Genomic DNA, 26,576 nt, shown 5'->3' with positions numbered 1-26,576 from the left:
CGTACCGGTTCCGGTCCGGGGGTTTGGCCGACGGAAGGGGGTGGGGCCGGGGCGCGTGCCTTTCGGGGCGGCGCTCGGGCGCGGGGCGTTATGAGGCGGGGCGTGCCATCGCCTTGACGAAGGCTCGTTCCACATCGGCGGCGGACAGGACGCCGTAGATCTCGCCGGTCTCCTCGACCACCAGGTATTCGGTGGCGGGGGTGGCGCGCAGGACGTCGAGGAGTTCTTCTCCGGCGAGCTCGGCGGAGACTCGCATGCCGTCGGTGAGCTCCTGGGCGAGGCCGCTGACGGCGACCCAGGGGCGGCGGTGTTCGGGTACGCCGACGATGGCGGACTCGCGGACCAGGGAGATGGGGTTGCCGTGGGCGTCGACGACGACGAGGGCGCGGGCGCCGGCGGCGTTGGCGCGGCGCAGCGCTTCCGACAGCGGGGTGTGGGTCTCGACGGGTACGGCGCGCCGGGTGAGGGTGCGGGCGCGCAGTTCGGGGAGGTGTTCGCGCAGGCGGGCCATCCGCAGGCTGTTGCCGGCGCCGGTCCAGATGATGGCGGCGAGGATGGCGGCGAGCAGGGCGTCGGTGACGGTGTCCATGCCGCCGGTGTCCTCGGTGTTGCCGCCGAGGACTCCGGACTGGTTGAGCAGCGGCAGGCCGATCAGGACGGCGACGGCGAGGGCGCGGCCGACCCAGGCGGCGGCGACGGTGCCGCTCATGGGTTTGCCGGTGATGGCCCAGACGACGGCGCGGAGCATGCGGCCGCCGTCGAGGGGCAGGCCGGGGAGGAGGTTGAAGATCGCCACGATGAGGTTGGAGATCATCAGGCCGGCCAGCAGGACGCCGGGTACCGTGCCGGGTTCGACGGGCTTCATGGCGAGGTAGAACAGGCCGGCGAGGACGAGCGAGAGCAGTGGGCCGACGAAGGCCAGGACGAACTCGCGGCCCGGGGTCTCGGCCTCCTTCTCGATCTCGGAGACGCCGCCGAAGAACTGCAGCTGGATGCGGCGGACCGGGAGTTTGAAGCGGATCGCCGCGACGGTGTGGGCGAGCTCGTGGACGAGTACGGAGGCGTAGAAGGCGACGGCGAAGAACAGGGAGACCAGGTAGCGGGCGGCGCCGAGCTCGGGCAGTACGCGGTCGAGCTGGCCGCCGAAGACCCAGGTGATGAGTGCGGCGACGAGGAACCAGCTCGGTGCGACGTACACCGGTACGCCGAAGGGGCGGCCCATGAGGATGCCGCCACCGGGCTCTTTGGGCCGTGGCTGGGGCGGCTCGCCCTTGGCGATTCCGGAGTGGGCGAGGGTCCGGTGCTGCTCGGGGCGGGTGTCGTGCGGGGTGCCGGTGTCGGCCGGGCCGCCGTCGGTCCTCTCGGTGTCCGAGGCGCCGTCGGCGTCGGCGTCGGGCGTATGCCCCGAAGGCACAGTGGCATCCGAACCGGTGCCGGTGCTGTCCGTGCCCTCCGGGTTGGCGGTGGTGTCCGCGTCGGCCTGGGCAGGTCGTGGGGTGGGCTCGGGTTCCGGGCCCGCATGGCCGGCGGGGTCGGTCGTCGGGGCCGTTGGACCTGCGGGGTGCTCGGCCGGCTTGTCTTTGCCGGACCGCGGCTGCCCGCTCCCGCCGCTCACGTCCACGGTGTCCCCTCGTTCGAAGCGTCTTCCGTACCTGCCGGACGGAAGGGTCTGTGGTCGATGGTATGCGGCCTTGGTGACGCGTTTCGCCCCGGCACCCCTTGAGTTTGCCGCGCGGACGCGCGGCCGGGCGGGCGGCGGCTGGGTCACTGTCAGTGGTGGGCCGTAAGGTCTGTGGACATGGACAGCAGCATCGAGGACGCGGGAGCCCTGTCGGGCGGTGCCGAGCAGACGGATCCGGCCGGGGCGCCGCAACCGACGCCCATGGCGGCTTCGGTGCCGGGGCCGTCGACAGCTGTGGAGGCCTCGGAGCCGGACTCGGCCGTGCCGGCTCCGCCGGAGGCCGGTGCCGAGCGTCTGGCCATGGCGCCCACCTCGCTGTCCCCGTCCCGGGCGGGCGATTTCATGCAGTGTCCGCTGCTGTACCGGTTCCGGGTGATCGACCGGCTGCCGGAGAAGCCGAGCGCGGCGGCGACCCGGGGCACGCTGGTGCACGCGGTGCTGGAGCGGCTGTTCGACGCGCCCGCGGCGGAGCGGACCGCGCCCAGGGCCAAGTCGTTGATCCCGGGCCAGTGGGACCGGCTGCGGGAGAGCAGGCCGGAGCTGGTGGAGCTGTTCGCGGACGATCCGGACGGGGAGCAGCTGGCGGGGTGGCTTCAGGAGGCGGAGCGGCTGGTCGAGCGCTGGTTCACGCTGGAGGATCCGACGCGGTTGGAGCCGGCCGAGCGGGAGCTGTTCGTGGAGACCGAGCTGGAGTCGGGGCTGCGGCTGCGCGGGATCATCGACCGGGTGGATGTGGCGCCGACCGGTGAGGTGCGGATCGTCGACTACAAGACGGGGAAGGCGCCGCGGCCGGAGTACTCCGAGGGCGCGCTGTTCCAGATGAAGTTCTACGCCCTGGTGGTGTGGCGGCTGAAGGGGGTCGTGCCGCGGCGGCTGCAGCTGGTGTATCTGGGCAGCGGGGATGTGCTGACGTACGACCCGGTTCTCGCCGATCTGGAGCGGGTGGAGCGCAAGCTGCACGCGCTGTGGGACGCCATCAGGCAGGCCACGGAGACCGGGGAGTGGCGGCCGCGTCCGACGAAGCTGTGCGGTTGGTGCGACCACCAGGCGCACTGCCCGGAGTTCGGCGGCACTCCCCCGCCGTATCCGTTGCCGGTGAGGGCGCGTGAGTCCGGGAGCGTGTCGCAGGGCAGAATGGGCCCGGACTAGCGAAGGAGTGTCACGTGGCCATCCGTGTCCTACTGGTCGACGACCAGCCCCTGCTGCGTACGGGTTTCCGGATGATCCTGGAGGCCGAGCAGGACATCGCGGTCGTGGGCGAGGCCGGTGACGGTCTGCAGGCCCTCGATCAGGTGCGGGCTCTGCAGCCGGACGTGGTCCTGATGGACATCCGTATGCCGCGGATGGACGGGGTGGAGGCGACCCGGCAGATCACCGGGCCGGACCGGTCCGGTCCGGCGAAGGTGCTGGTGCTGACCACGTTCGATCTGGACGAGTACGTGGTGGAGGCGCTGCGGGCCGGGGCGAGCGGTTTTCTGCTGAAGGACGCGCCCGCGAACGAGCTGGTGCAGGCGATCCGTGTGGTGGCGGCGGGTGAGGCGATGCTGGCGCCGAGTATCACGCGCCGGCTGCTGGACAAGTACGCCACGCATCTGCCCTCCGGTGAGGAGCCGGTGCCGGACACGCTGAACACTCTCACCGACCGTGAGGTGGAGGTGCTGAAGCTGGTGGCGCGCGGTCTGTCGAACGCGGAGATCGCCGCGGACCTGTTCGTCAGTGAGACCACGGTGAAGACGCATGTGGGGCATGTGCTGACCAAGCTGGGTCTGCGGGACCGGGTGCAGGCGGCGGTGTACGCGTACGAGAGCGGTCTGGTGCGTCCCGGCGCGCAGTGAGCGCGTTCACGTCCGGTACGACGGCGAAGGGCGCCCCTCCCGCGTGGAGACGGGCGCCCTCGGTGTCAACGGGCGTCAGCTCTTGCTGAGTTCCCAGAACCGGAACACCGTGGAGGCGTCCAGGCAGTACTCCAGGCCGTAGACGCCGTCGCGGGCGACCGCGTACTGCTTGCCCTGCCAGACGGGCAGGAGGGGCAGTTCGGTGGCGACGATGTTCTGCAGCCGGCCGAAGTCCTTGTCGGTGGCGGCCCGGTCGCTCTGCGCGGCGGTGTCGGGGATGAGGGTGCCGGTGATGGTGCGGTTGCTGTAGTTGTTGTCCAGCACGTTGCCCTTGCCGAAGAAGGGTGCGGTGAAGTTGTCGGCGTCGGGGTAGTCCGGTACCCAGCCCTTGACGTAGACGCCGTACTTGCCGGCCTCGATGTCCTTCTCGTACTGGTCGAAGGCGACCGACTTGACGTCGGCCTGGAACAGGCCGCTGGCGTTGAGCTGGCCGGCGATGGCCTTCAGCTCCTCGTCGGTGGCGGGGCCGTAGCGCGACGGCGTGGACCACAGGGTGAGCTTGACCTTGCCGTTGATGCCGGCGGCGCGCAGTGCGGCGGCGGCCTTGGCCTGGGAGGGGCGGGCGCCGTAGGTGTCGAAGAAGGCCGTGTTGTGGCCGACGATGCCCGCCGGGATGATCGAGTACAGCGGGGTGGCGGTGCCCTGGTAGACGTTCTTGATGAGGGCGTCGCGGTCGATGAGGTAGGCCATGGCCTTGCGGACGCCGAGGTTGCCCGCGACCGGGTCCTTCATGTTGAAGACCAGGTGCTGGACTTCGGCGCTGCTTCCTTCGATGACGTCGACGCCCTTGCCCTGCTGCTGGTCGAGGCCGGCGACGTCGGAGGCGGACAGGCCGCGGTAGGCGATGTCGACGTTGCCGTCGAGGAGGGCCTTCTTCAGGGCGGCGCGGTCGCCGTGGAAGAACTTCAGGGTGACGCCGGAGTTCTTGACCTTGGCGGTGCCCTGGTAGTTGCCGTTGACGGAGAACACCGCGTGGTCGTTGTCGAAGGAGTCCAGCTTGTAGGGGCCGGAGCCGATGGCCTTGTGGTCGGTGCGCAGGCCGTTCGCGTCGTACTGGAGGTGGTCGACGATGGAGCCGGCGCCGGAGGCGATCTTGCTGGGGAAGGTGGCGTCGGAGGTCTTCAGGTGGAAGACGACCGTCCTGGCGTCCGGGGTGTCGATGCCGGCGAGCATCGGAAACATGACCGCGGGCCCGGACGGGTCGTTGATCTTCAGCGTGCGGTCGAAGGAGAACTTCACGTCCTTCGAGGTGAGGGCGTCACCGTTGCTGAACTTCAGGCCGTTCTTGAGGGTGCACCGGTAGACCGTGGCGCGGGAGTCGGTGAAGGTGCATTCCTTCGCGAGTTCCGGCTGGGGTTCGGTCTGGCCCTTGGGGAAGCTGAGCAGGGACTGGAAGACGTTGTCGAACAACAGCCAGGAGCCGGGGTCGTAGCCGGAGGCCGGGTCCGTGGCGAGGACGTCGTCGGACATCCCCATCACCACGGAGGAGCCGGTGCCCCCGGAATCGCCGCTCTGCGAGCCGCAGCCGGTCAAAAGGCCGGAGGCCAGCCCCGCCACGACGGGCAGGACTGGCCACTGGTTGCGCATGTTCACTTGAAATGTGCCTTGTCGTCGGTTCGTCACCCGGGGCCGCCGTCCTGGCCCTCGGGATGTCCGGGGCAGCCGTCCCTGGTCCCCGGACGAGAGAGCCGTCAGCCGCTCACACCGCGGCCGAGCTCCCACAGCTGGAGCGTAGACGAGGAGTTGAGGGCGTAGGCGACGCCCGTGACGTCGGTCCGTGCGGCGACGTACTGCTTGCCCTGCCACAGCGGCAGGATCGGAACGTCGTCGGCGACGATGTCCTGGATCGCCGTCAGGCTCTTGGCGGCGTTGAGCCGGTCGGCCTCGCGGCGGGACTCCGGGATCAGGGTGCGCTGGATGGTGCTGTTGGAGTACGGCGAGCCGAGGAAGTTGTCCTTGTCGAGGAAGGGCGCGAGGAAGTTGTCGGCGTCGGGGAAGTCGGGGAACCAGCCCATGCCGTAGACGTCGTACTGACCCTTCTGCTCGGCGGGGCGGAAGGTCTCCCAGGGGTGGCCCTGGATGGACGCGTTGAACAGGCCGCTGTCGTTGAGCTGCTGCTGCAGGACCTCGAACTCCTTCTTGGTGGCGGAGCCGTAGTGGTCGGTGGTGTAGTGCAGGGTCAGCTTGACCGGGGTGGTGATGCCGGCCTTGGTCAGCAGGTCCTTGGCCTTGGCGACGCTGGGGTTGCCGTACTTGTTGAAGAACGAGTTGGAGTGGCCGGTGACGGTGGCGGGGACGAGCGAGTACAGCGGCTCGGCCTGGGTGCCGTAGACCTTGGAGACCAGTTCCGCGCGGTCGATGAGCTGGGCCATGGCCTGGCGTACGGCCTTGGACTTCACGCTGGACGCGTTGGTGTCGAAGGCGAGGTAGCGGATCTCCAGGCCCGGCATGTCGACCAGGTCGGCGTTCTTGTCGCTGCCGGCGTCCAGCTTCTGGATCTGGTCGGGCGACATGGTGCGAGTCATGACGTCGATGTCACCCTTGTCGATGGCGGCGCTCATGGCGTCGGCGTCGGCGAAGGAGCGCAGTTCGACCTTGTCGTTGTTCACCTTCACGGCGCCCTTGTAGTTGGGGTTCTTGGTGAAGGTGGCGACGGACATCGCGTTGCCGCTGACGTCGGCCTGCAGGGTGTAGGGGCCCGAGCCGTCGACCTCGAAGCCGTCGCGCAGCTTGTCCTTCTGGTAGTCCTTCGGGTTGATGATGCCCGCGACCGGGGTGGACAGCTTGTACGGGAAGGTGGCGTCGGCGGTCTTGAGGTGGAAGACGACCTCGCGGTCGCCCTGCGTCTCGATGGTGTCGATGGTGTTCAGCAGGGAGGCGACACCGCTGCTGGACTTGATGCGCAGGGCGCGCTCGATGGAGTACTTGACGTCCTGGGCGGTCACCGGGTCGCCGCTGGCGAACTTCAGGCCGTCGCGGAGCTTGCAGGCGTAGCGCTCGCTGCCGCTGTCGGTGAAGGAGCAGCTCTCGGCGGCGTCCGGGACGGGGTCGCCCTCGCCCTTGGGCTGGGCCATCAGGGTCTGCACCGTCTGGCGCAGGATGTTCCAGGTGCCGACGTCGTAGGCGTAGGCGGGGTCGAGGGGCGCCGGGGCGTCGCTGGTGGTGGTGAACCGGTCCGTGGTGCCGACGACGATGGCGTCACCGCTCTTGCTCCCGCTGCCGGATCCGCCACACGCGGCGAGAACCGGGGTGAGCAGGCCGGCCACCGCCGGCAGCACCAAAGTCTTGCGGTTCATGCGGGAGTTTCTCCAGAGCTGTTCGGGTCCGTGTATCCGGCATGCATGGGTGGTGCGGCGGATCACGGGGGGTTGCGGCGATGTTCTCGCGATGAGATTAGTCCGCGCCCGCAGGAGGGTTCACGGCCCCGTGAGTTGAGCCCCCATCACGCAGTGGAACCGGGTGTGGACGCACCGAAAACCCGACAGCGGCAGGATTAGTGCAGCATCCCATCAATCGGGACACAAAGACCCTTCATTCCGGGCCGAACGGGGCCGTTCAGCACACTTGACCCAGGATGTCGAGGGCTGTCGGGGTGGGGAACGTCACACTTCCAACTGTGCGGCGAGTCAGTGGAATTCGGCCGGGTGGTCCGCCGTGAATTCCACTTGGGTGTACTTCCTCGGAAATTTGTCCAGCCGGGCCAATGGACTTTTCACGCTGGGTGAACGGCTAGAGCATTTCCGTCATCAGGCCGCGCAGAAATGGCAGGTCGACCTGTTCCAGAGAGGTCACCACGGTGCGTCCGGCGGCCGGGCTGATGGGGGCGACGGAGGGTACGGCGACGACGCGGCAGCCGGCGGCCTCGGCGGCGGCGACACCGGTCGCGGTGTCCTCGACCACCGCGCATCTGTCCGGCCGGGCCCCGAGCCCCGCCGCGGCGAGCAGGTAGGGGTCGGGAAAGGGTTTGGTGCGCGAGACCTCGTCGCCTGCGATGGACAGGGCGAAGTGGTGGGCGCCGAGGATGCTCAGCACACGGTCGATGATGCGCCGGTGGGAGGCGGAGACCAGGGCGGTGGGGATGCCGTGCTCGTGGAGTTCGGCGAGCAGGCGGGCGGCGCCCGGCATCAGCGGCAGGGCCCGGCCGATGCGGTCCTCGAAGCCCTCGTTGAGCAGCACGGTGAGTTCGGCGAGGGTGATGTCGGCGCCGGTGGCCTCGATGAGGAAGCCGGCGCTGCGGGTCATCGGTCCGCCGACCACGACGTGTCGCCAGGACTCGTCCAGGGTGTGACCGAGGGAGGCGAAGACCTCGACCTCGACGTCCCACCAGAATCCCTCGGTGTCCACCAGGGTGCCGTCCATGTCGAGGAGCACCGCCTGCAGGGCGGAGCCTTCGGCGGTAAGGGTTCCGAGCGCGGGGACCGTGCTGGTCATCCGGGCGCACCTCCTTGAGGGACGATCAGGCCGGTTCCCGGACAGGGAACCGGCCTGGTGGACCGACCAGTGTACGTCTCCGGCGGCGGAAACGCCTCGTTTATCACTCGGGCGCGGGGGTACCCCTTCAAACACCCCCGCGCAGGCCGGAGGGCCGTCGATGTGCCGTGAAGCCGACGGCGCCGCGGCTGCGGCCAGGCCCGGGGGGCTCAGCGGGCGTTGAAGTACTTCGCCTCCGGGTGATGGATCACGATCGCGTCCGTGGACTGCTCGGGGTGCAGCTGGAACTCCTCGGACAGGTGGACGCCGATCCGCTCCGGCCGGAGCAGGTCCGCGATCTTGGCGCGGTCCTCGAGGTCGGGGCAGGCGCCGTAGCCGAGGGAGAAGCGGGCGCCCCGGTACTTCAGGGCGAACATGTCCTCGACGTCGGCCGGGTCCTCCCCGCCGAAGCCGAGTTCGGCGCGGACGCGTGCGTGCCAGTACTCGGCGAGTGCCTCCGCCAACTGGACGGACAGGCCGTGCAGTTCGAGGTAGTCCCGGTAGGAGTTGGCCTCGAAGAGCTTGGCGGTCTCCTCGCCGATGCGCGAGCCGACGGTGACGACCTGGAGGCCGACGACGTCGGTCTCGCCGGACTCCTCCGGGCGGAAGAAGTCGGCCAGGCACAGCCGGCGGCCGCGGCGCTGGCGCGGGAAGGTGAACCGGGTGCGCTCGTTGCCCCGCTCGTCCAGGATGATCAGGTCGTCGTCCTTGGACACGCAGGGGAAGTAGCCGTAGACGACCGCCGCTTCCAGCAGGTTCTCCGTCTGGAGCCGGTCCAGCAGGCCGCGCAGCCGCGGGCGGCCCTCGGACTCCACCAGTTCCTCGTACGACGGCCCCTCGCCGGTGCGGGCCTGCTTCAGGCCCCACTGGCCCTTGAACAGCGCGCCCTCGTCGAGCCAGCTGGCGTACTCCTTGAGCTGGATGCCCTTGACGATCCGGGTGTCCCAGAACGGCGGGGTCGGCACCGGGTTGTCGGTGGCGACGTCGGAGCGGACGTGCCCCTCCTCGGGACGTTCCTCGACCTCGACGGTGGTGGCCCGCACCCGGCGCGGGCGCAGCTCGGGCAGCTTGGCGCCCGGCACACCGCGCTTGACGCCGATCAGGGCGTCCATCAGGCGCAGGCCCTCGAAGGCGTCGCGGGCGTAGCGGACCTCGCCCTCGTAGATCTCGTGCAGGTCCTGCTCGACGTAGGCGCGGGTGAGGGCGGCGCCGCCGAGGATGACCGGGAAGCGGGCGGCCAGGCCGCGCTGGTTGAGCTCCTCCAGGTTCTCCTTCATGATCACCGTGGACTTCACGAGCAGCCCGGACATGCCGATGACGTCGGCCCGGTGCTCCTCGGCCGCGTCCAGGATCGCGGAGACCGGCTGCTTGATGCCGAGGTTGACGACGTTGTAGCCGTTGTTGGACAGGATGATGTCGACCAGGTTCTTGCCGATGTCGTGCACGTCGCCGCGCACGGTGGCCAGCACGATCGTGCCCTTGCCCTCGGCCTCCGACTTCTCCATGTGCGGCTCGAGATGGGCGACGGCCGCCTTCATCACCTCGGCCGACTGCAGCACGAACGGCAGCTGCATCTGCCCGGAACCGAACAGCTCACCGACGACCTTCATCCCGTCCAGCAGCGTCTCGTTGACGATGTCGAGCGCCGGACGGTCCTTCAGCGCCTCGTCGAGGTCGGCCTCCAGGCCGTTGCGCTCGCCGTCGATGATGCGCCGCTTGAGGCGCTCCTCCAGCGGCAGCGCGGCCAGTTCCTCGGCCTTGCCCGCCTTCAGCGACTTCGCGGTGGCGCCCTCGAAGAGCTGCATCAGCTTCTGCAGGGGGTCGTAGCCCTCGCGGCGGCGGTCGTAGATCAGGTCCAGGGCCGTGGTGACCTGCTCCTCGTCGAAGCGGGCGATCGGCAGGATCTTGGAGGCGTGCACGATCGCCGAGTCCAGGCCCGCCTTCACGCACTCGTCCAGGAAGACGGAGTTCAGCAGGATGCGGGCGGCCGGGTTCAGGCCGAAGGAGATGTTGGACAGGCCGAGGGTGGTCTGGACGGCCGGGTGGCGCTTCTTCAGCTCGCGGATCGCCTCGATGGTGGCGATACCGTCCTTACGGGACTCCTCCTGACCGGTGCAGATGGTGAAGGTCAGGGTGTCGATGAGGATGTCGTCCTCGCGGATGCCCCAGTTCCCGGTCAGGTCGGCGATCAGCCGTTCGGCGATCTCGACCTTCTTCTCCGGCGTGCGGGCCTGGCCCTCCTCGTCGATCGTCAGCGCGATCAGCGCGGCGCCGTGCTCCTGGGCGAGCTTGGTGACCTTCGCGAAACGGGAGTCGGGGCCGTCGCCGTCCTCGTAGTTCACGGAGTTGATCACCGCGCGACCGCCGAGCTTCTCCAGGCCCGCCTGGATGACGTCGACCTCGGTGGAGTCCAGCACGATCGGCAGGGTGGAGGCGGTGGCGAAGCGGCCGGCGAGTTCCTCCATGTCGGCGACGCCGTCGCGGCCGACGTAGTCCACGCACAGATCCAGCATGTGCGCGCCCTCGCGGATCTGCTCCCGGGCCATCTCCACACAGTCGTCCCAGCGGCCTTCCAGCATGGCCTCGCGGAACTTCTTGGAGCCGTTGGCGTTGGTGCGCTCGCCGATGGCCAGGTAGGAGGTGTCCTGGCGGAACGGCACCGCCTGGTAGAGGGAGGCCGCACCGGGCTCGGGGCGCGGCTCGCGCGCGGCCGGGGTCAGCCCCTGGACCCGCTCGACGACCTGGCGCAGATGCTCGGGGGTCGTACCGCAGCAGCCGCCGATCAGGGACAGGCCGTAGTCCCGGACGAAGTTCTCCTGGGCCTCGGCAAGGCCCTCGGGGCCGAGCGGGAAGTGGGCGCCGTCCTTGGTGAGGATGGGCAGTCCGGCGTTCGGCATGCACAGCAGCGGGATGCGCGAGTGCCGGGCCAGGTGGCGCAGGTGCTCGCTCATCTCGGCGGGACCCGTCGAGCAGTTCAGGCCGATCATGTCGATGCCGAGCGGCTCCAGCGCGGTGAGGGCCGCGCCGATCTCGGAGCCGAGCAGCATGGTGCCGGTGGTCTCGAAGGCCATGGACACCAGCAGCGGGACGTCGAGGCCGAGGCGTTCCATGGCGCGCCGGGCGCCCAGGACGGACGCCTTGGTCTGCAGGAGGTCCTGCGTGGTCTCCACGATCAGGGCATCGGCGCCGCCGGCCAGCAGGCCCTCCGCGTTCGCCTGGAAGCCGTCCCGGAGGGTGGCGTAGCCGATGTGGCCGAGGGTGGGCAGCTTGGTGCCGGGGCCGATGGAACCGAGGACCCAGCGCCGGCGGCCGTCCCCGGCGGAGAACTCGTCGGCCACGTCGCGGGCGATGCGAGCGCCGGCCTCGGACAGCTCGTACACGCGGTCGGAGATCTCGTACTCCGCCATTGCCGCGTGGTTGGCCCCGAAGGTGTTGGTCTCGACGCAGTCGACACCCACGGCGAAGTACGCCTCGTGGACGGAGCGGACGATGTCGGGGCGGGTGAGGTTGAGGATCTCGTTGCAGCCCTCGAGCTGCTGGAAGTCCTCGAGGGTGGGTTCCTGGGCCTGGAGCATGGTGCCCATGGCTCCGTCGGCGACCACCACACGTGTGGCGAGCGCCTCTCGGAGCGCGGACACACGGGTCCGGCTGTCGGCGGAAGGGGACGGTGGCAACGAGGCCATGAAGGGGCTCCCTAGGTGCGACGGCTGTCGGCTATGCGGTGTCCCCGGGCTGGCGGGAGGCCGCACGGCGCCAGACTAACCGGGAGTCGGCTTGGATGGGCACCGGCGTCCACGAGGCGGACGCCGGGTGGCGGGTACCCCACGGCCAGGCCACGTGTGATGTAACAAGTGCCGTCCGACCATTGGCGGGAGATCGGCATGGACCGGTAGTGTTCGGCATTGCCGAACGGTGTTGTCGAGCACCCGGCGGCAGTCGAGGAAGACGGAGGCAGGACGGCGATGGCACGGAACATCCAGTCGCTCGAACGGGCGGCCGCGATGCTGCGGCTGCTCGCGGGCGGCGAGCGACGGCTCGGCCTGTCGGACATCGCCTCGTCTCTCGGCCTCGCCAAGGGCACGGCCCACGGCATTCTGCGCACCCTCCAGCAGGAGGGCTTCGTGGAGCAGGACGACACCTCCGGGCGCTACCAGCTGGGCGCGGAGCTGCTGCGCCTGGGCACCACCTATCTGGACGTGCACGAGTTGCGGGCCCGCGCCCTGGTGTGGACCGACGACCTGGCCCGTTCCAGCGGGGAGAGCGTGTACCTGGGGGTCCTGCACCAGCAGGGCGTGCTGATCGTGCACCACGTCTTCCGGCCGGACGACAGCCGGCAGGTGCTGGAGATCGGCGCCATGCAGCCGCTGCACTCCACGGCGCTCGGCAAGGTGTTGTCGGCCTACGACCCGGTGGCGCACAGCGAGGCGCTGGAGGCCGACCGGAAGCCCTTCACGGACCGCACGGTGTGCGACATGGAGGACTTCGAACACCTTCTCGACATGACACGCGCCCGTGGGTACGCGGCCGACGTCGAGGAGACCTGGGAGGGCGTGGCGTCGGTCGCCGCACCCATCCACGACCGGCGCCGTATGCCCGTGGGCGCGGTCGGCATCACCGGGGCCGTGGAACGGCTGTGCCGGGACGGTCGGCTGCTTCCCGAGCTGATCGCGGCGGTGCGCGACTGCGCCCGCGCGGTGTCCAGGGACCTGGGCGCGGGACGGTTCTGAGCGCTGAGCGCTCCTTGTGAGGCACGCCTGGGGACACCCCGGGCAACGACCGGAACGCCGGGCGGCGTTCCGGTTCTCGCCCTACCCTGAAATCGACATATCGGGCCAATAGCCACGTCAGCGTGCGAAGAGTGACAACCGGCAGCGATCAATAACGATCCTGTTTTCGATAACAGAACCCTTGACGCATCCGTAACACCGAAGCAAGACTCCCGTCCATCGGTCGGCATTGTCGAACACCTACCGGCAATACGCGCTAGAGTGTGACAACGCCAAGGGCCGGCATCGCTCTCACCCCCTGAGGGCGCCAGAACCCCGGCGGGACCCGGGGTTCGGCTACCCCTGGACGAAGGACAAAGGAGTCGCGGGTGTCCAGCTCCGACATCTTCATCGGCGAGACCATCGGTACCGCCATACTCATCCTGCTCGGCGGCGGCGTCTGCGCGGCCGTCACGCTGAAGGCCTCCAAGGCCCGTAACGCCGGTTGGCTCGCCATCACCTTCGGGTGGGGCTTCGCCGTCCTGACGGCCGTGTACATCTCCGGACCGCTCTCCGGTGCCCACCTCAACCCGGCCGTCACGGTGGCACTGGCCATCAAGAACAGCGACTGGAGCAACGTCCCGGTCTACCTCGCCGGACAGCTGCTCGGCGCGATGATCGGCGCGACCCTGGTGTGGGTCGCCTACTACGGCCAGTTCCACGCCCACCTGACCGACAAGGAGATCGTCGGCGGTCCGGGCGCACAGGCCACCGCGGCCAAGGCGGTCGAGGCCCAGGAGAAGGGCGCCGGCCCGGTCCTCGGCATCTTCTCCACCGGTCCGGAGATCCGCAACGCGGTGCAGAACCTCGCCACGGAGATCATCGGCACGGTCGTGCTGATCCTCGCGGTCCTCACGCAGGGCCTGAACGACAAGGGCAACGGCCTCGGCACCCTCGGCGGTCTGATCACCGCGTTCGTGGTGGTGTCGATCGGTCTGTCCCTCGGCGGCCCGACGGGCTACGCGATCAACCCGGCCCGTGACCTGGGTCCGCGCATCGTGCACGCCCTGCTGCCCCTGCCCAACAAGGGCGGTTCCGACTGGGCCTACGCCTGGGTCCCGGTCGTCGGTCCGCTGATCGGCGGCGCCATCGCCGCGGGCATTTACAACGTCGCCTTCGCTTAGACAACGCCTCGAAGCACGCGCCGTACGGACAGACCCCCTACCACGGATCTTTTCAGGAGCACACAGTGACCGACGCCCACACCGCAGGCCCGTTCATCGCCGCGATCGACCAGGGCACGACCTCCAGCCGTTGCATCGTCTTCGACCGGGACGGCCGTATCGTCTCCGTCGACCAGAAGGAGCACGAGCAGATCTTCCCCAAGCCGGGCTGGGTCGAGCACAACGCCAACGAGATCTGGACCAACGTCCAGGAGGTCGTCGCCGGGGCCATCGCCAAGGCCGGCATCACCCGTGACGACATCAAGGCCATCGGCATCACCAACCAGCGCGAGACCACCGTGCTGTGGGACAAGAACACCGGTGAGCCCGTCCACAACGCCCTCGTCTGGCAGGACACCCGCACCGACGCCCTGTGCAAGGAGCTCGGCCGCAACGTCGGCCAGGACCGCTTCCGCCGCGAGACCGGCCTGCCGCTGGCCTCGTACTTCTCCGGCCCCAAGGCCCGCTGGCTGCTCGACAACGTCGACGGCCTGAAGGAGCGCGCCGAGGCCGGTGACATCCTCTTCGGCACCATGGACACCTGGGTCATCTGGAACCTGACCGGCGGTGTCAACGGCGGCAAGCACGTCACCGACGTCACCAACGCCTCCCGCACCATGCTGATGAACCTGCACACCACGCAGTGGGACGAGAAGATCGCCGAGTCCATCGGTGTGCCGCTGCAGATCCTGCCGGAGATCCGCTCCTCCGCCGAGGTCTACGGCGAGGTCACCGGCGGCAAGCTGGGCGACCTGCTCGGCGGCATCCCGGTCGCCTCCGCGCTCGGCGACCAGCAGGCGGCCCTGTTCGGCCAGACCTGCTTCTCCGAGGGCGAGACCAAGTCCACCTACGGCACCGGCACCTTCATGGTGATGAACACCGGTGACAAGATCATCAACTCCTACGCCGGTCTGCTGACCACCGTCGGTTACAAGATCGGCGACCAGCCGACGGTCTACGCCCTCGAGGGCTCCATCGCTGTCACCGGCTCGCTGGTGCAGTGGATGCGCGACCAGATGGGGCTGATCTCCACCGCGGCCGAGATCGAGACGCTCGCGCTCTCGGTCGAGGACAACGGCGGCGCCTACTTCGTACCGGCCTTCTCCGGCCTGTTCGCCCCGCACTGGCGCTCCGACGCCCGCGGTGTGATCGCCGGCCTGACCCGGTACGTCACCAAGGCGCACCTCGCCCGCGCGGTCCTGGAGGCGACCGCCTGGCAGACCCGCGAGATCGCCGACGCCATGGTCAAGGACTCCGGCGACGAGCTGGTGGCCCTGAAGGTGGACGGCGGCATGACCTCCAACAACCTGCTGATGCAGACCCTCGCCGACGTTCTGGACGCACCGGTGGTGCGCCCGATGGTCGCCGAGACCACCTGCCTCGGCGCCGCCTACGCCGCCGGCCTGGCCGTCGGCTTCTGGTCCAGCACGGACGAACTGCGCGCCAACTGGCGCCGGGCCGCCGAGTGGACCCCCCAGATGGACGCGGACACCCGCGACCGTGAGTACAAGAACTGGCTCAAGGCCGTCGACCGGACCATGGGCTGGATCGAGGACGAGAGCTGAGCGGCCCGACACAGCTCAGACATCTCTGACGAGGAGTAAGTACCCGACATGACCAGTCAGTCCACCCTGAGTTCCGTGCCTGCCCTGGGGACGCACCCGGCCTCCGGCTCCAACCCGAGCCGGGCCGAGACCAGGGAGCAGCTCTCCAAGGCGTCGTACGACCTTCTGGTGATCGGCGGCGGCATCCTGGGCATCTCCACCGCCTGGCACGCCGCGCAGTCCGGCCTGAGGGTGGCTCTGGTCGACGCCGGCGACTTCGCCGGTGCCACCTCCTCCGCCTCCTCCAAGCTGCTCCACGGCGGTCTGCGCTATCTGCAGACCGGCGCGGTGAAGCTGGTGGCGGAGAACCACTTCGAGCGCCGTGCGGTCTCCCGGCAGGTGGCCCCCCACCTGGCGAACCCGCTCACCTTCTACCTCCCCGTGTACAAGGGGGGGCCGCACGGCGCGGCGAAGCTCGGCGCGGGCGTCTTCGCCTACTCCGCGCTCTCCGCGTTCGGTGACGGCGTGGGCCACCTGCTCTCCCCCGCCAAGGCGGCGCAGGACGTGCCCGAGCTGCGCACCGAGAACCTCAAGGCCGTGGCCGTGTACGGCGACGACCAGATGAACGACGCGCGCATGGCGCTGATGACGGTCCGCGCGGCCGTCGAGGCGGGCGCGGTCGTCCTCAACCACGCCGAGGTCACCGGCCTGCGCTTCACCCAGGGCCGGGTCACCGGTGCCGAGCTCAAGGACCGCCTCTCCGGCGAGGAGTTCGGGGTCAGCGCCCGTCTGGTGCTGAACGCGACCGGCCCCTGGGTCGACCACCTGCGCCGGATGGAGGACCCGAACGCGGCACCGTCCATCCGTCTGTCCAAGGGCGCGCACCTGGTCCTGAAGCGCACCTCCCCCTGGAAGGCCGCGCTCGCCACCCCGATCGACAAGTACCGCATCACCTTCGCCCTCCCGTGGGAGGACATGCTGCTGCTCGGTACCACCGACGAGGAGTACGAGGGCGACCCGGCGGACGTGTCCGTCAACGACAAGGACATAGCGCAGATCCTGGACGAGGCCGCGTTCTCGGTCCGCGACCAGCAGCTGCGGCGCGACCTGATCACCTACGCCTTCGCCGGTCTGCGGGTGCTGCCGGGCGGCCCCGGGGACACCGCCAAGGCCAAGCGCGAGACGGTGGTGACCGAGGGCAAGGGCGGCATGCTGTCCGTCGCGGGCGGCAAGTGGACCACGTTCCGGCACATCGGCCGTACGGTGATGCAGAAGCTGGAGGCGCTGCCGGGCCACCCGCTGGGCGACGACTTCGAGCCCATCTCCTCCCTGCCGAAGAAGCTGCCGCTGCCCGGTGTCGCCAACCCGCGCGCCGTCGCCCACCGCCTGCTGGTGGACCGGCCGGCTCCCGGACCGCGCATGGCCGCCGACACCGCCAGGCACCTGGCCACCCACTACGGCTCGCTGGCCTTCGACATCGCCCGCCTGGCGAACGACGACCCGGAGCTGGCCGAGCGCGTCCACCCCGACGCGCCGGAGATCTGGGCACAGGTCGTCTGGGCCCGTGACCACGAGTGGGCCGAGACGCCGGACGACGTGCTGCGCCGCCGCACCACGCTGACCATCCGGGGCCTGGACACGGACGAGGTCCGCGCGAAGGTGCGGGACCTGCTCGACAAGAAGTAGGCCCCGGTGACGGCCGGTCCGCCTCCCTGACCGGGACCGGCCGCCGCCGCAGCGCCGGACCTCCGCACCGGGTCCGGACAACCGAGAGGGGCGGCCCCACGCCGATGGGGCCGCCCCTCTCGTCTACCGGGGCGTTGTCAGTGCCGGGTGCTTCCATCGGGGCATGAACAACGATCAGGCGGATCCCGCCGAACTGGCGGCTCTGCGGGAGGCCTTCGCGGTGGACGACGGCGGCGAGTCCGCCCTCGGCTGGGCGGCGGTGCACGCCTTCGAGGCGGAGCACCACGTGGTGCTGCCCGAGCCGTACCGGACGTTCGTGGCCGAGGCGACCGACGGGTCCTGCCAGGGGCCGCCGGAGTACGGGATGGCGGGGCTGCGCGGGGGCGCCGAGCACCAGCGGCTCGACGAGCCGTTCCCGCTCACCCGGGCGTGGCTGTGGGAGGAGGACGACGGCCCGTACGAGGACCCCGAGGCCGTGATCGAGCGGGTCGCGCACGACGGTTCCCTGCGGCTGGGGACCGACGGCTGCGGCATGGACTGGCACCTGATCGTCACCGGCCCGCACCGGGGTCACATATGGCAGATCACCGGTGAGGGAGCGGTGCCCTTCGGGGCGGAGTTCGGCCACACCACCGCCGAGCCCGGCTTCGCCGGCTGGGTGCGGCACTGGGCGGACAGCAGGGAGTGGTTCGACGCCCCGCCCGCATAATGGCCGCTGAGACATCCGATGTCTGGCGACCAGGGAGGCCGGTCATGGCAGTCACCGACGAGGCGATCGAGAAGATCAAGGGCATGATCGTCTCCGGTGCGCTGCGGCCCGGGGACCGGTTGCCCAAGGAGAGCGAGCTGGCCGCCGAGCTGGGGCTGTCGCGGAACTCGCTGCGGGAGGCCGTACGGGCGCTGTCGCTGATCCGGATCCTGGACGTGCGGCAGGGCGACGGCACGTACGTCACCAGCCTCGATCCGCAACTGCTGCTGGAGGCGCTGAGCTTCGTCGTGGACTTCCACCGCGACGACACCGTCCTGGAGTTCCTCGCGGTGCGCCGCATCCTGGAGCCGGCCGCGACCGCGATGGCGGCCTTCCGGATCGGCGAACAGCAACTGGACGCACTGTCTGCCCAGTTGGAGGCCCTCGGTGACGAACCCTCGGTGGAGGAGCTGGTCGCCGCCGACCTGGAGTTCCATCGCGGCATCGTGCGCGGCGCCGGCAACTCGGTGCTGTGCTCGCTGCTGGACGGCCTGTCGGGGCCGACCACGCGGGCCCGGATCTGGCGGGGTCTCACCCAGGAGGACGCGGTCGGCCGCACCCTGCGCGAGCACCGGGCGATCCTGGCCGCGCTGCGCGACCGGGACGCGGAGGCGGCCCGCTCCTGGGCGACCGTGCACATCGCGAGCGTGGAACAGTGGCTGCGCAGCACCCTGTGAGAGAGGGCCGGCACCTGGACGGATCCGGTCGGGCTCCGGGTTGACGAGGGGTGTTCGACGGTGGCGAACGGGGCAGTGATCCGGTCACTGGCCCGCGCAAGGGGGCTGCGGGCGCCCCCGCCGGACGCCGTAAGGTTGGTGAGTCAAGCGAGGGCTCGTCGGAAGGAGGCACTGGGTGATCGAGCTGGAGGGGGTTCCCGAGCTGATCGACCCAGTCATGGTGGCCGCGTTCGAGGGCTGGAACGATGCCGGCGACGCCGCCTCCACGGCGGTCGCTCATCTGGAACGCGAGTGGAAGGGCGAGGTGTTCGCGGCGCTGGACGCCGAGGACTACTACGACTTCCAGGTGAACCGGCCCACGGTGTTCATGGACGCCGGTGTGCGCAAGATCACCTGGCCGACGACCAGGTTGTCGGTGGTGCGGGTCGGCGGCGAGAAGCCGCGTGACCTGGTGCTGGTGCGCGGCATCGAACCGTCCATGCGCTGGCGCTCGTTCTGCAACGAGCTGCTCGGCTTCGCGCACGAGCTGGGCGTGGAGCTGGTGGTCATCCTGGGCGCCCTGCTCGGTGACACTCCGCACACGCGTCCCGTGCCGGTCAGCGGGGTGACGTCCGACCCGGACCTGGCCGAGCGGATGGACCTGGAGGAGACCAAGTACGAGGGCCCGACGGGCATCGTCGGCGTCCTGCAGGAGGCGTGCACCCACGCCGGCGTCCCGGCGGTGTCGCTGTGGGCGGCCGTACCGCACTACGTCTCCCAGCCGCCGAACCCGAAGGCCACGCTGGCGCTGCTCAACCGGCTGGAGGACCTGCTGGACCTGCGCATCCCGCAGGGCGAGCTGCCGGAGGACGCACGTGCCTGGCAGGTGGGCGTGGACCAGCTGGCCGCCGAGGACAGCGAGGTCGCCGAGTACGTCCAGACGCTGGAGGAGGCCCGGGACACCGCGGAGCTGCCGGAGGCCTCGGGCGAGGCGATCGCCCGCGAGTTCGAGCGGTATCTGCGGCGCCGGGATGTCAGCCCGCCGGGCGGACACGCCACGGCCGACGGCGGGGACGGTGGTTCCTTCCGCAGGGACAACCCCGGCGGAAGGAACCGGCCGCCGAAACCGCCCAGGCCGGATGCGGCCGAGGGTGACGACGAGGACAGCTCGGAGGAGTGAGGACACCACAAGGGGCGGTTCCCGAGGAGGGAACCGCCCCTTGTGCATCCACCGGAGCTGCGGGAACTACAGCGCTACCCCCAGCAGCGCGTCCACCGCGCGCGTGACGACGCCCGGGGCGCCCGTGTCGGTGCCGCCCTCCTGCTCCTGCCTGGCCGCCCAGCGGTCCACCGCCGCGAGGGCGGCGGGGGCGTCCAGGTCGTTGGACAGGGCCTCGCGGATCTCCTCGACGAGTGCGTCGGCGGACGGGCCGTCGGGACGGGAGACGGCCGCGCGCCAGCGGCCGAGGCGGGCGACGGCGTCCTGGAGGACCTGGTCGGTCCACTCCCAGTCCGCACGGTAGTGGTGGGAGAGGAGGGCCAGGCGGATGGCGGCGGGGTCGACGCCGTCTCGGCGCAGCTTCGAGACGAAGACGAGGTTGCCCTTGGACTTGGACATCTTCTGACCGTGCAGGGCGACCATGCCGGCGTGGACGTAGGCCTTGGCCATGGGGAACTCGCCGGTGAGCACCTGGGCGTGCGAGGCGCCCATCTCGTGGTGCGGGAAGGCGAGGTCGGAGCCGCCGCCCTGGACGTCGAAGCCCATGCCGAGGTGGTCGAGGGCGATGGCCACGCACTCGATGTGCCAGCCGGGCCGGCCCCGGCCGAGGGAGCCGCCGTCCCAGCTGGGCTCGCCCTCGCGGGCCGCCATCCACAGCATCGGGTCGACGGGGTTCTTCTTGCCCGGACGGTCCGGGTCGCCACCGCGCTCGGCGGACAGCAGCCGCATGGCGGCCGCGTCGAGGTTCGAGACCTGCCCGAAGTGCGGGTCGGACTCGACGGAGAAGTAGATGTCGCCCTCCAGCTCGTAGGCCGCGCCGAGGTCGCGCAGCCGCTCCACGAGCGGGACGATGCCGGGTATCGCCTCCACGGCACCTATGTAGTGCCGCGGCGGGAGCATCCGCAGGGCGGTCATGTCCTCGCGGAAGAGGGCCGTCTCCTTCTCGGCGAGGGCGACCCAGTCGACGCCGTCCCGCTCCGCGCGCTCCAGCAGCGGATCGTCGACGTCGGTGACGTTCTGGACGTAGTGGACCTGCCGCTTGGTGTCGAGCCACACGCGCTGCACGAGGTCGAACGCGTTGTAGGTCGCCGCGTGCCCCATGTGGGTGGCGTCGTACGGGGTGATGCCGCAGACGTAGATACGGGCGACGGGACCGGGGTCGAGGGTGACGAGGCCGCCGGTCGCGGTGTCGTGGATCCTCAGGTCGCGGCCCTGACCAGGCAGGGCGGGGACCTCGGAAGCGGGCCAGGCATGCATGTACATGAGCCTAACCGGCCACGAGCTGCGTATACGAACGGGATCTCGTCGGATGGCCGGTTGTGCGCTCTTGTGGATCGGCGCGCGATGTGCTGAGCCTGCTCACACCGGCGGCCAGGGGATGGCGGGCCACTCGCCGTTGGGTTCCGGGTGCACTCCCGTGGTGAGCAGGTCCTCGACACGCGCGCGTGTGGCGTCGATCTCGGCCGGTGTGAGCAGGGCGGTCAGCCGTTCGCCCAGCGGCCCGCCCAGGGCCCCGCGCAGTGTCCGGAGGGCGTCGACGGCCTCGGAGGTCAGCGGCTCCCCGGCCCAGCCCCACAGCAGCGTGCGCAGCTTGTTGTCGACGTTGAAGGTGACGCCGTGGTCGATGCCGTAGAGCCGGCCGTCGGTGGTGGGCAGCAGATGGCCGCCCTTGCGGTCGGCGTTGTTGATCACGGCGTCGAGGACGGCGAGGCGGCGCAGCCGCTCGTCGTCGGCGTGCACGAGGAGCGCGGTGCGGCCCTCGCCGACGTCGGCCAGGCCGATCGCCTTCCAGCCCGGCTCCGGTTCCCCGGCGTCGACCAGGGCGAGCAGCTCCGCCTCGGCCTGGACGTCGATCCACAGCTGGCACATGCCCTCGCCGTACGGCCCGTCGCGCAGCACGGTCGGCGGGACGAGCCCCCAGCCGGTGGCCTCGGAGACCTCGTAGGCGGCCACCTCGCGGCCTGCCAGGGTGCCGTCGGGGAAGTCCCACAGGGGGCGCTCCCCGGCCACCGGCTTGTAGATGCAGGAGGCTTCCTGGCCGTCGAGGGCGATGGTGCAGAACAGCGCGGCGTTGGACGCCTCGCGGATCCGTCCGCGTACGGTCAGCTCACCTCGCGCGAGCAGCTCGGCGGCGGCCGAGCCGGTCCCGGTGCCGGTGCCGGTGGGCGTCACGCTCCGCGGCGGTATCCGTTCTGGCGCGGACATACGTGTCCTTCCGGATCGAGCGGGAGGCTGCACAGCGGGCACGGCGGCCGCCCGGCGTTGACGACGTCGAGGGCGCGCTTGGCGAAGGCCCGGGCCTGCGCGCCGGTCAGCCGGACCCGCAGCATCGGGGGCCCGTTCTCCTCGTCCTGGAGCAGCCGCTCCTCGGCCTCGGCGAGGTCCTCCTCGGTGTCGGCGTCCAGTTCCACCAGGGCCTGCGCCTCGACGATCATGCGCTGTTCCTCGCCGTCCCAGGCCAGCGCCATGGTGCCGACGCGGAACTCCTCCTCGATGGGGGTCTGGAGCGGGGCGGTGTCGGCGATCTCGGTGGGCGCCATGGCGGGGACGGCGGCGCTGCCGCCACTGCGCCGTACGACCTCGTCGAGCAGTTCGTCCATGCGCTCGGCGAGCGCGGCCACCTGGGTCTTCTCCAGAGCCACGCTGGTCACCCGGGAGCCTGCGGTGGCCTGGAGGAAGAACGTACGGCGTCCGGGCAGCCCGACCGTGCCGGCCACGAAGCGGTCCGGCGGGTCGTAGAGGAACACCTGACGGGACACGTCCTGTCTCCATTGAGAGTGAGTGCGGAGAGTGGTTCGTAGGTTTCAGCGGTGCGGGCCGCCCACGGATGCGCGACTGTTGGATCGCTTCACCCTACTGCGGCCGACGATCACGGTGCGCCCGCACCACCTCCGACCGGTGCGTCGCCCTCACCAGGTTCGTCGCGCGGGACGAGCGAGGCGAAATCCCCGGTGTCGCCGAGGCGAACGAGGAACGGCCGCAGCCGGGTGTAGCGGATCGCGGTGACGGAACACGGTTCCACGGAGATCCGCTGGAACAGGTCGAGGTGGAGTCCGAGGGCGTCGGCGACCAGGGATTTGATGATGTCACCGTGGGAGCACATGAGGTAGACGGCGTCGGCGCCGTGATCGCGCTCCACGCGCGCGTTCCACTCGCGTACGGCCTCGGCGGCGCGGGTCTGCATGGCGCGCATGGACTCACCGCCGGGGAAGGCGGCGGCCGACGGGTGGGCCTGGACCACCTCCATCAGCGGCTCGTCCTTGAGCTCGGCGAGCTTGCGGCCGGACCAGTCGCCGTAGTGGCACTCCCCGATCCGCTCGTCGGTGTGGGCGCGCAGGCCGGGGCGGGCCTCGAGCAGCGGCCGTACGGTCTCCTGGCAGCGCTCCAGGGGGCTGGTGACGATCTCGGAGATGGGCAGTGCGGCGAGCCGGCCGGGCAGCGCGGCGGCCTGGGCGGCGCCGCGCTCGTCCAGGGTGACGCCGGGCGTCCAGCCGGCGAGCAGACCGGAGGTGTTGGCGGTGGAGCGTCCGTGCCTGACGAGGATCAGCGTGGGCATGCGGCCCAGGGTAGGCGTATCAGCACATGCGCCGCCGACCGGGCGAAGGGAGAATGCGCACCGTGATCGTGGACTGCGCCATCTACCGGCACGGGCTCCGCACCGAGGGGCCGGAGGACCTGTCCGACGCGCTCTCCGAGGCGCGGGCCGAGGGCGGGTTCGTGTGGATCGGCCTGTACGAGCCGTCCGAGCGGGAGTTCGACCTGGTCACCCAGGAGTTCGGGCTGCATCCGCTGGCGGTCGAGGACGCGCTGAACGCGCATCAGCGGCCCAAGCTGGAGGTGTACGACGACTCGCTGTTCATGGTGCTGAAACCGGTCGTGTACGAGACGGAGAGCGATGCCGTCTCGGCGGGCGAGATCATGGTCTTCGTCGGCGACGGTTTCGTGGTCACCGTGCGCCACGGCGAGGGCTCGCCGCTGGCCGCCGTGAGGCGCCGGCTGGAGGAGGAGCCGGAGATGCTCGACAAGGGCCCGACCGCCGTGCTGTACGCGATCTCCGACGCTGTCGTCGACCACTATCTGGAGGTGGCGACGGAGCTGGGCAACGACCTGGAGGAACTCGAGGCGGAGGTGTTCCGGCCGGAGGGCGGCGGCTCGCGGGGCACCGCGTCCCGGATCTACGGCTTCAAACGGCAGGTCCTGGAGTTCCGCCGGGCCACCGGCCCGCTGGCGCTGCCCCTGACCCGGCTGGCCGGCACCGGACCGCTGGGTGCCTCGGTACCGTTCGTGAACGACAAGGCGCGCCCGTTCTTCCGGGACGTGGGCGACCACCTGTTGCGCGTGAACGAGTCGGTGGAGGCTCTCGACCGGCTGGTGTCGGACATCCTGTCGGCGCATCTGGCGCAGATGAGCGTGCGGCAGAACGACGACATGCGGAAGATCTCGGCGTGGGCGGCGATGGCCGCGGTCCCCACGATGATCGCGGGGATCTACGGCATGAACTTCGACCACATGCCGGAGCTGCACTGGCTGTGGTCGTATCCGGCGGTAATCCTGGCGATGGCCGCCCTGGAGGTGCTGCTGTACCGCTTGTTCAAGCATCGTGGCTGGCTGTGAGGCCTCAGGGCTGCGTGCGTCCGCGGCTCAGGCGAACTCGTGGGCGGGGGTGGCGGGGCCCCCGAGGGGGTCGCGGCGCTCGGGGACGGTGAGGGTGACCATGCGGCGCCAGCCGGCGAGGCGCTCGTAGGCGTACACCGCGTGGATGCCGGCCGCGAGGAGGGCGTACCTGGCCCTGGACCAGCCCAGGATGCGGCCCATGCGGGCCATCACGGCGAGGCTGACGTCCCGGTGGACGCGGATCTCGGCGAGGGCGCACGCGCGCAGGGTGCGCTGGATCAGCCGGCCATGCCCGGCGGCGGCGAACCGCAGCAGTTCCTCGTGGGTGTAGGCGAGGTGGTTGTCCTCGTCGTCGGAGATCATGCGTATGGCCCTGCCCACCTCGGGATGGGCGGCGAACAGCCTGAGCAGCAGCTGCATCTGCTCGGCGGCGCGCTGTTCGGTGACGCGGCTGTGGGCGAGGTAGACGATGATGTCCCGCTCGGTGAGCGGCTCGTCCCGCCGGAGCCTGTCGTGGGCGAGGCCGATGCCCTGCCGCTCCAGCAGCATCGTGTAGTCGGTCTCGGGCGGTACGGCGACGGGGGCGAGCCCGCGTTTCCTCATCAGGGCGTGGAAGATGCGTCCGTGTTTGTCCTCGTCGGCGCCGTGCCGGGCGATCTTCGGGGCCAGGGCGCGTTCGCCGGGCGGGACCAGCGCGGCGATCCGCCGGTTCTCCCAGCCACCCTGGGACTCCCCGCCGGCGGCGACGGAGCAGAAGAGCCGGAACGCCTCGTCGTTGTCGAGGATCTCCTGGAACACACTCTTGGCCGAAAGCATAGAACGAGTCAAATGCGGACAGTCTGGGGCGTGCAACAGCTGTGCGTGTCCGCTCGGCCAAAAGGATGACGCCACGGTCGTAACCGCGCGGCTCCCGGCGCGTTGTTTCCGGTGACGGCCGTGGCGGGGAAGACCCCCGAGCCCCCACCACGGCCGCTGAAGTCTCCTAGGCCAGTCCCGCGCGCTCCAGGGCCTCGCGGCCGGCCCGCAGGGAGGCGAGCCGCTCGTCCAGGGTGAAGCCGGCCGGCGACAGGCTGAGGGTGGTGACACCGGCGGCGGCGTAGGCCTTCATCCGGTCGGCGATGCGGTCGACGGAGCCCAGCAGAGTCGTCTTGTCGATGAGATCGTGCGGGACCGCGGCCGCGGCGCCCTGCTTGTCGCCGGACAGGTACTTCTGCTGGATCTCGGCGGCCTCCTTCTCGTATCCCATGCGCTGGGCGAGCTGGTTGTAGAAGTTCTGCTTGGCGCTGCCCATGCCGCCGACGTACAGCGCGGTGTACGGCCGGAAGGTGTCGGCGAGCCGGGCCACGTCCTTGTCGTCGCCGACGGCGATGGGCAGGGTCGGGCACACGTCGAAGCCGTCGAGGGTCCTGCCCGCCTTCTCCCGGCCGGCGCGCAGGTACTTGAGGGTGGTGTCCTCGAGGTGGTCGGCGGCGGGGAAGATCAGCAGGGCGCCGTCGGCGATCTCACCGGTCTGCTCGAGGTTCTTCGGGCCGATCGCGGCGATGTACAGCGGGATGTGCTCGCGCTGCGGGTGCACGGTCAGCTTGATCGGCTTGCCCGGGCCGCCGGGCAGCGGCAGCGTCCAGTGCTCGCCCTCGTACGTCAGCCGCTCCCGGGTCATGGCCCTGCGTACGATCTCGACGTACTCGCGGGTGCGGGCGAGCGGCTTGTCGAACTTGACGCCGTACCAGCCCTCGGAGACCTGCGGGCCGGACACGCCGAGCCCGAGCCGGAAGCGGCCGCCGGACAGCGAGTCGAGCGTCGCGGCCGTCATCGCGGTCATCGCGGGCTGGCGGGCCGGGATCTGGAAGATGGCCGAGCCGACGTCGATGCGCTCGGTCTGGGCGGCGACCCAGGACAGCACCGTCGCCGCGTCGGAGCCGTAGGCCTCGGCGGCCCAGCACACGGAGAAGCCCAGCCGGTCGGCCTCCTGGGCCACGGCCAGATTGTCCCCGTCCATTCCGGCACCCCAGTAGCCGAGGTTGATCCCGAGTTGCATCGCCGATCCCCTTACCCATGAGTAACGTTCTGGTGGGGCGACCTTAGCGCGGGGACGGAGGCGGGGGCAGGCGCCGGGCACCTGGAAAAGACGGGT

At 70.3% G+C, this 26,576-nt stretch carries 21 protein-coding genes; 10 read left to right on the top strand and 11 right to left on the bottom strand.

Annotation, left to right across the window (positions count from 1 at the left end):
- Nucleotides 1-88 precede the first annotated feature (88 nt).
- A complete protein-coding gene (locus tag ABT288_RS06740) occupies nt 89-1,621 on the bottom strand; it encodes a site-2 protease family protein (RefSeq protein WP_351603482.1) in 1,533 nt (510 codons plus the stop codon).
- A gap of 177 nt (nt 1,622-1,798) precedes the next feature.
- On the opposite strand from ABT288_RS06740, the gene ABT288_RS06735 reads away from it, so the two are divergent.
- Together ABT288_RS06735 and ABT288_RS06730 are read left to right on the top strand one after the other, a co-directional pair.
- A complete protein-coding gene (locus ABT288_RS06735) occupies nt 1,799-2,830 on the top strand; it encodes a RecB family exonuclease (RefSeq protein ID WP_351603480.1) in 1,032 nt (343 codons plus the stop codon).
- Nucleotides 2,831-2,844: 14 nt separating this feature from the next.
- Nucleotides 2,845-3,516 (top strand): response regulator, encoded by a 672-nt coding sequence (locus ABT288_RS06730; protein ID WP_228618649.1) that lies wholly within the window; start codon nt 2,845-2,847, stop codon nt 3,514-3,516.
- Nucleotides 3,517-3,591: 75 nt separating this feature from the next.
- Here ABT288_RS06730 and ABT288_RS06725 read toward each other — a convergent pair whose 3' ends face one another.
- The 4 genes from ABT288_RS06725 to metH all read right to left on the bottom strand — a co-directional run bounded on the left by ABT288_RS06725 (nt 3,592) and on the right by metH (nt 11,729).
- Nucleotides 3,592-5,169, bottom strand: coding sequence for an ABC transporter substrate-binding protein (locus tag ABT288_RS06725; protein WP_351603478.1), 1,578 nt, complete (start codon nt 5,167-5,169; stop codon nt 3,592-3,594).
- 98 nt (nt 5,170-5,267) lie between these two features.
- The gene (locus ABT288_RS06720) at nt 5,268-6,872 is read right to left on the bottom strand and encodes an ABC transporter substrate-binding protein (protein WP_351603476.1); all 1,605 of its coding nucleotides are present in this window, start codon (nt 6,870-6,872) and stop codon (nt 5,268-5,270) included.
- Between the two features lie 433 nt (nt 6,873-7,305).
- Nucleotides 7,306-8,007: an HAD family hydrolase gene (locus ABT288_RS06715; protein ID WP_351603474.1), complete on the bottom strand. Its 702-nt coding sequence runs from the start codon at nt 8,005-8,007 to the stop codon at nt 7,306-7,308.
- A gap of 209 nt (nt 8,008-8,216) precedes the next feature.
- Nucleotides 8,217-11,729 carry a methionine synthase gene (gene metH / locus ABT288_RS06710; RefSeq protein ID WP_351603473.1) on the bottom strand — a complete coding sequence of 1,171 codons (3,513 nt, stop codon included), beginning with the start codon at nt 11,727-11,729 and terminating at the stop codon, nt 8,217-8,219.
- 279 nt (nt 11,730-12,008) lie between these two features.
- Here metH and ABT288_RS06705 point away from each other — a divergent pair, with 279 nt between their 5' ends.
- The 7 genes from ABT288_RS06705 to ABT288_RS06675 all read left to right on the top strand — a co-directional run bounded on the left by ABT288_RS06705 (nt 12,009) and on the right by ABT288_RS06675 (nt 19,789).
- A complete protein-coding gene (locus tag ABT288_RS06705) occupies nt 12,009-12,773 on the top strand; it encodes an IclR family transcriptional regulator (protein ID WP_351603472.1) in 765 nt (254 codons plus the stop codon).
- Between the two features lie 368 nt (nt 12,774-13,141).
- A complete protein-coding gene (locus ABT288_RS06700; protein WP_351603470.1) occupies nt 13,142-13,936 on the top strand; it encodes an MIP/aquaporin family protein in 795 nt (264 codons plus the stop codon).
- A 65-nt stretch (nt 13,937-14,001) separates the two neighbouring features.
- On the top strand, nt 14,002-15,540 hold the full coding sequence (gene glpK / locus ABT288_RS06695; protein WP_351603468.1) for a glycerol kinase GlpK: 1,539 nt from the start codon (nt 14,002-14,004) through the stop codon (nt 15,538-15,540).
- 48 nt (nt 15,541-15,588) lie between these two features.
- A complete protein-coding gene (locus ABT288_RS06690; RefSeq protein ID WP_351603466.1) occupies nt 15,589-17,205 on the top strand; it encodes a glycerol-3-phosphate dehydrogenase/oxidase in 1,617 nt (538 codons plus the stop codon).
- A 163-nt stretch (nt 17,206-17,368) separates the two neighbouring features.
- The gene (locus ABT288_RS06685; RefSeq protein ID WP_351603464.1) at nt 17,369-17,914 is read left to right on the top strand and encodes an SMI1/KNR4 family protein; all 546 of its coding nucleotides are present in this window, start codon (nt 17,369-17,371) and stop codon (nt 17,912-17,914) included.
- Between the two features lie 44 nt (nt 17,915-17,958).
- Complete coding sequence (locus tag ABT288_RS06680; protein ID WP_351603462.1) at nt 17,959-18,630, top strand: FadR/GntR family transcriptional regulator; 672 nt, start codon at nt 17,959-17,961, stop codon at nt 18,628-18,630.
- Between the two features lie 175 nt (nt 18,631-18,805).
- Nucleotides 18,806-19,789, top strand: a complete 984-nt coding sequence (locus ABT288_RS06675) for a PAC2 family protein (RefSeq protein WP_351603460.1) — start codon at nt 18,806-18,808, stop codon at nt 19,787-19,789.
- Nucleotides 19,790-19,855: 66 nt separating this feature from the next.
- On the opposite strand, the gene mshC is transcribed toward ABT288_RS06675, so the two are convergent.
- From mshC to ABT288_RS06655, 4 genes are all read right to left on the bottom strand, one after another.
- The gene (gene mshC, locus ABT288_RS06670) at nt 19,856-21,085 is read right to left on the bottom strand and encodes a cysteine--1-D-myo-inosityl 2-amino-2-deoxy-alpha-D-glucopyranoside ligase (RefSeq protein WP_351603458.1); all 1,230 of its coding nucleotides are present in this window, start codon (nt 21,083-21,085) and stop codon (nt 19,856-19,858) included.
- A gap of 102 nt (nt 21,086-21,187) precedes the next feature.
- On the bottom strand, nt 21,188-22,033 hold the full coding sequence (locus ABT288_RS06665; RefSeq protein WP_351603456.1) for an SCO1664 family protein: 846 nt from the start codon (nt 22,031-22,033) through the stop codon (nt 21,188-21,190).
- The gene (locus tag ABT288_RS06660) at nt 21,997-22,587 is read right to left on the bottom strand and encodes a DUF3090 domain-containing protein (protein WP_351603454.1); all 591 of its coding nucleotides are present in this window, start codon (nt 22,585-22,587) and stop codon (nt 21,997-21,999) included. The genes ABT288_RS06665 and ABT288_RS06660 overlap by 37 nt, the downstream gene beginning before the upstream one ends.
- A gap of 110 nt (nt 22,588-22,697) precedes the next feature.
- Nucleotides 22,698-23,384, bottom strand: coding sequence for a histidine phosphatase family protein (locus tag ABT288_RS06655; protein WP_351603452.1), 687 nt, complete (start codon nt 23,382-23,384; stop codon nt 22,698-22,700).
- A 62-nt stretch (nt 23,385-23,446) separates the two neighbouring features.
- Here ABT288_RS06655 and corA point away from each other — a divergent pair, with 62 nt between their 5' ends.
- On the top strand, nt 23,447-24,442 hold the full coding sequence (gene corA / locus ABT288_RS06650) for a magnesium/cobalt transporter CorA (protein ID WP_351603566.1): 996 nt from the start codon (nt 23,447-23,449) through the stop codon (nt 24,440-24,442).
- Nucleotides 24,443-24,469: 27 nt separating this feature from the next.
- Here corA and ABT288_RS06645 read toward each other — a convergent pair whose 3' ends face one another.
- Complete coding sequence (locus tag ABT288_RS06645) at nt 24,470-25,258, bottom strand: ferritin-like domain-containing protein (protein ID WP_351603450.1); 789 nt, start codon at nt 25,256-25,258, stop codon at nt 24,470-24,472.
- Nucleotides 25,259-25,424: 166 nt separating this feature from the next.
- On the bottom strand, nt 25,425-26,480 hold the full coding sequence (locus ABT288_RS06640; protein ID WP_351603448.1) for an LLM class F420-dependent oxidoreductase: 1,056 nt from the start codon (nt 26,478-26,480) through the stop codon (nt 25,425-25,427).
- Nucleotides 26,481-26,576: the final 96 nt, after the last annotated feature.

The organism is Streptomyces sp. NPDC001093 (assembly GCF_040298985.1).
Taxonomy (GTDB): Bacteria; Actinomycetota; Actinomycetes; order Streptomycetales; family Streptomycetaceae; genus Streptomyces.
This window is presented reverse-complemented; position numbering and strand designations above follow the sequence as displayed.

What these genes read in the sequence shown, in the direction of transcription:
- ABT288_RS06640 (WP_351603448.1), bottom strand. Translation starts at nt 26,480, where the DNA reads ATGCAACTCGGGATCAACCTCGGCTACTGGGGTGCCGGAATGGACGGG.
- ABT288_RS06665 (WP_351603456.1), bottom strand. Translation starts at nt 22,033, where the DNA reads ATGTCCGCGCCAGAACGGATACCGCCGCGGAGCGTGACGCCCACCGGC.
- ABT288_RS06715 (WP_351603474.1), bottom strand. Translation starts at nt 8,007, where the DNA reads ATGACCAGCACGGTCCCCGCGCTCGGAACCCTTACCGCCGAAGGCTCC.
- ABT288_RS06735 (WP_351603480.1), top strand. Translation starts at nt 1,799, where the DNA reads ATGGACAGCAGCATCGAGGACGCGGGAGCCCTGTCGGGCGGTGCCGAG.
- ABT288_RS06690 (WP_351603466.1), top strand. Translation starts at nt 15,589, where the DNA reads ATGACCAGTCAGTCCACCCTGAGTTCCGTGCCTGCCCTGGGGACGCAC.
- ABT288_RS06645 (WP_351603450.1), bottom strand. Translation starts at nt 25,258, where the DNA reads ATGCTTTCGGCCAAGAGTGTGTTCCAGGAGATCCTCGACAACGACGAG.
- ABT288_RS06685 (WP_351603464.1), top strand. Translation starts at nt 17,369, where the DNA reads ATGAACAACGATCAGGCGGATCCCGCCGAACTGGCGGCTCTGCGGGAG.
- ABT288_RS06705 (WP_351603472.1), top strand. Translation starts at nt 12,009, where the DNA reads ATGGCACGGAACATCCAGTCGCTCGAACGGGCGGCCGCGATGCTGCGG.
- ABT288_RS06720 (WP_351603476.1), bottom strand. Translation starts at nt 6,872, where the DNA reads ATGAACCGCAAGACTTTGGTGCTGCCGGCGGTGGCCGGCCTGCTCACC.
- ABT288_RS06655 (WP_351603452.1), bottom strand. Translation starts at nt 23,384, where the DNA reads ATGCCCACGCTGATCCTCGTCAGGCACGGACGCTCCACCGCCAACACC.
- mshC (WP_351603458.1), bottom strand. Translation starts at nt 21,085, where the DNA reads ATGCATGCCTGGCCCGCTTCCGAGGTCCCCGCCCTGCCTGGTCAGGGC.
- metH (WP_351603473.1), bottom strand. Translation starts at nt 11,729, where the DNA reads ATGGCCTCGTTGCCACCGTCCCCTTCCGCCGACAGCCGGACCCGTGTG.
- ABT288_RS06680 (WP_351603462.1), top strand. Translation starts at nt 17,959, where the DNA reads ATGGCAGTCACCGACGAGGCGATCGAGAAGATCAAGGGCATGATCGTC.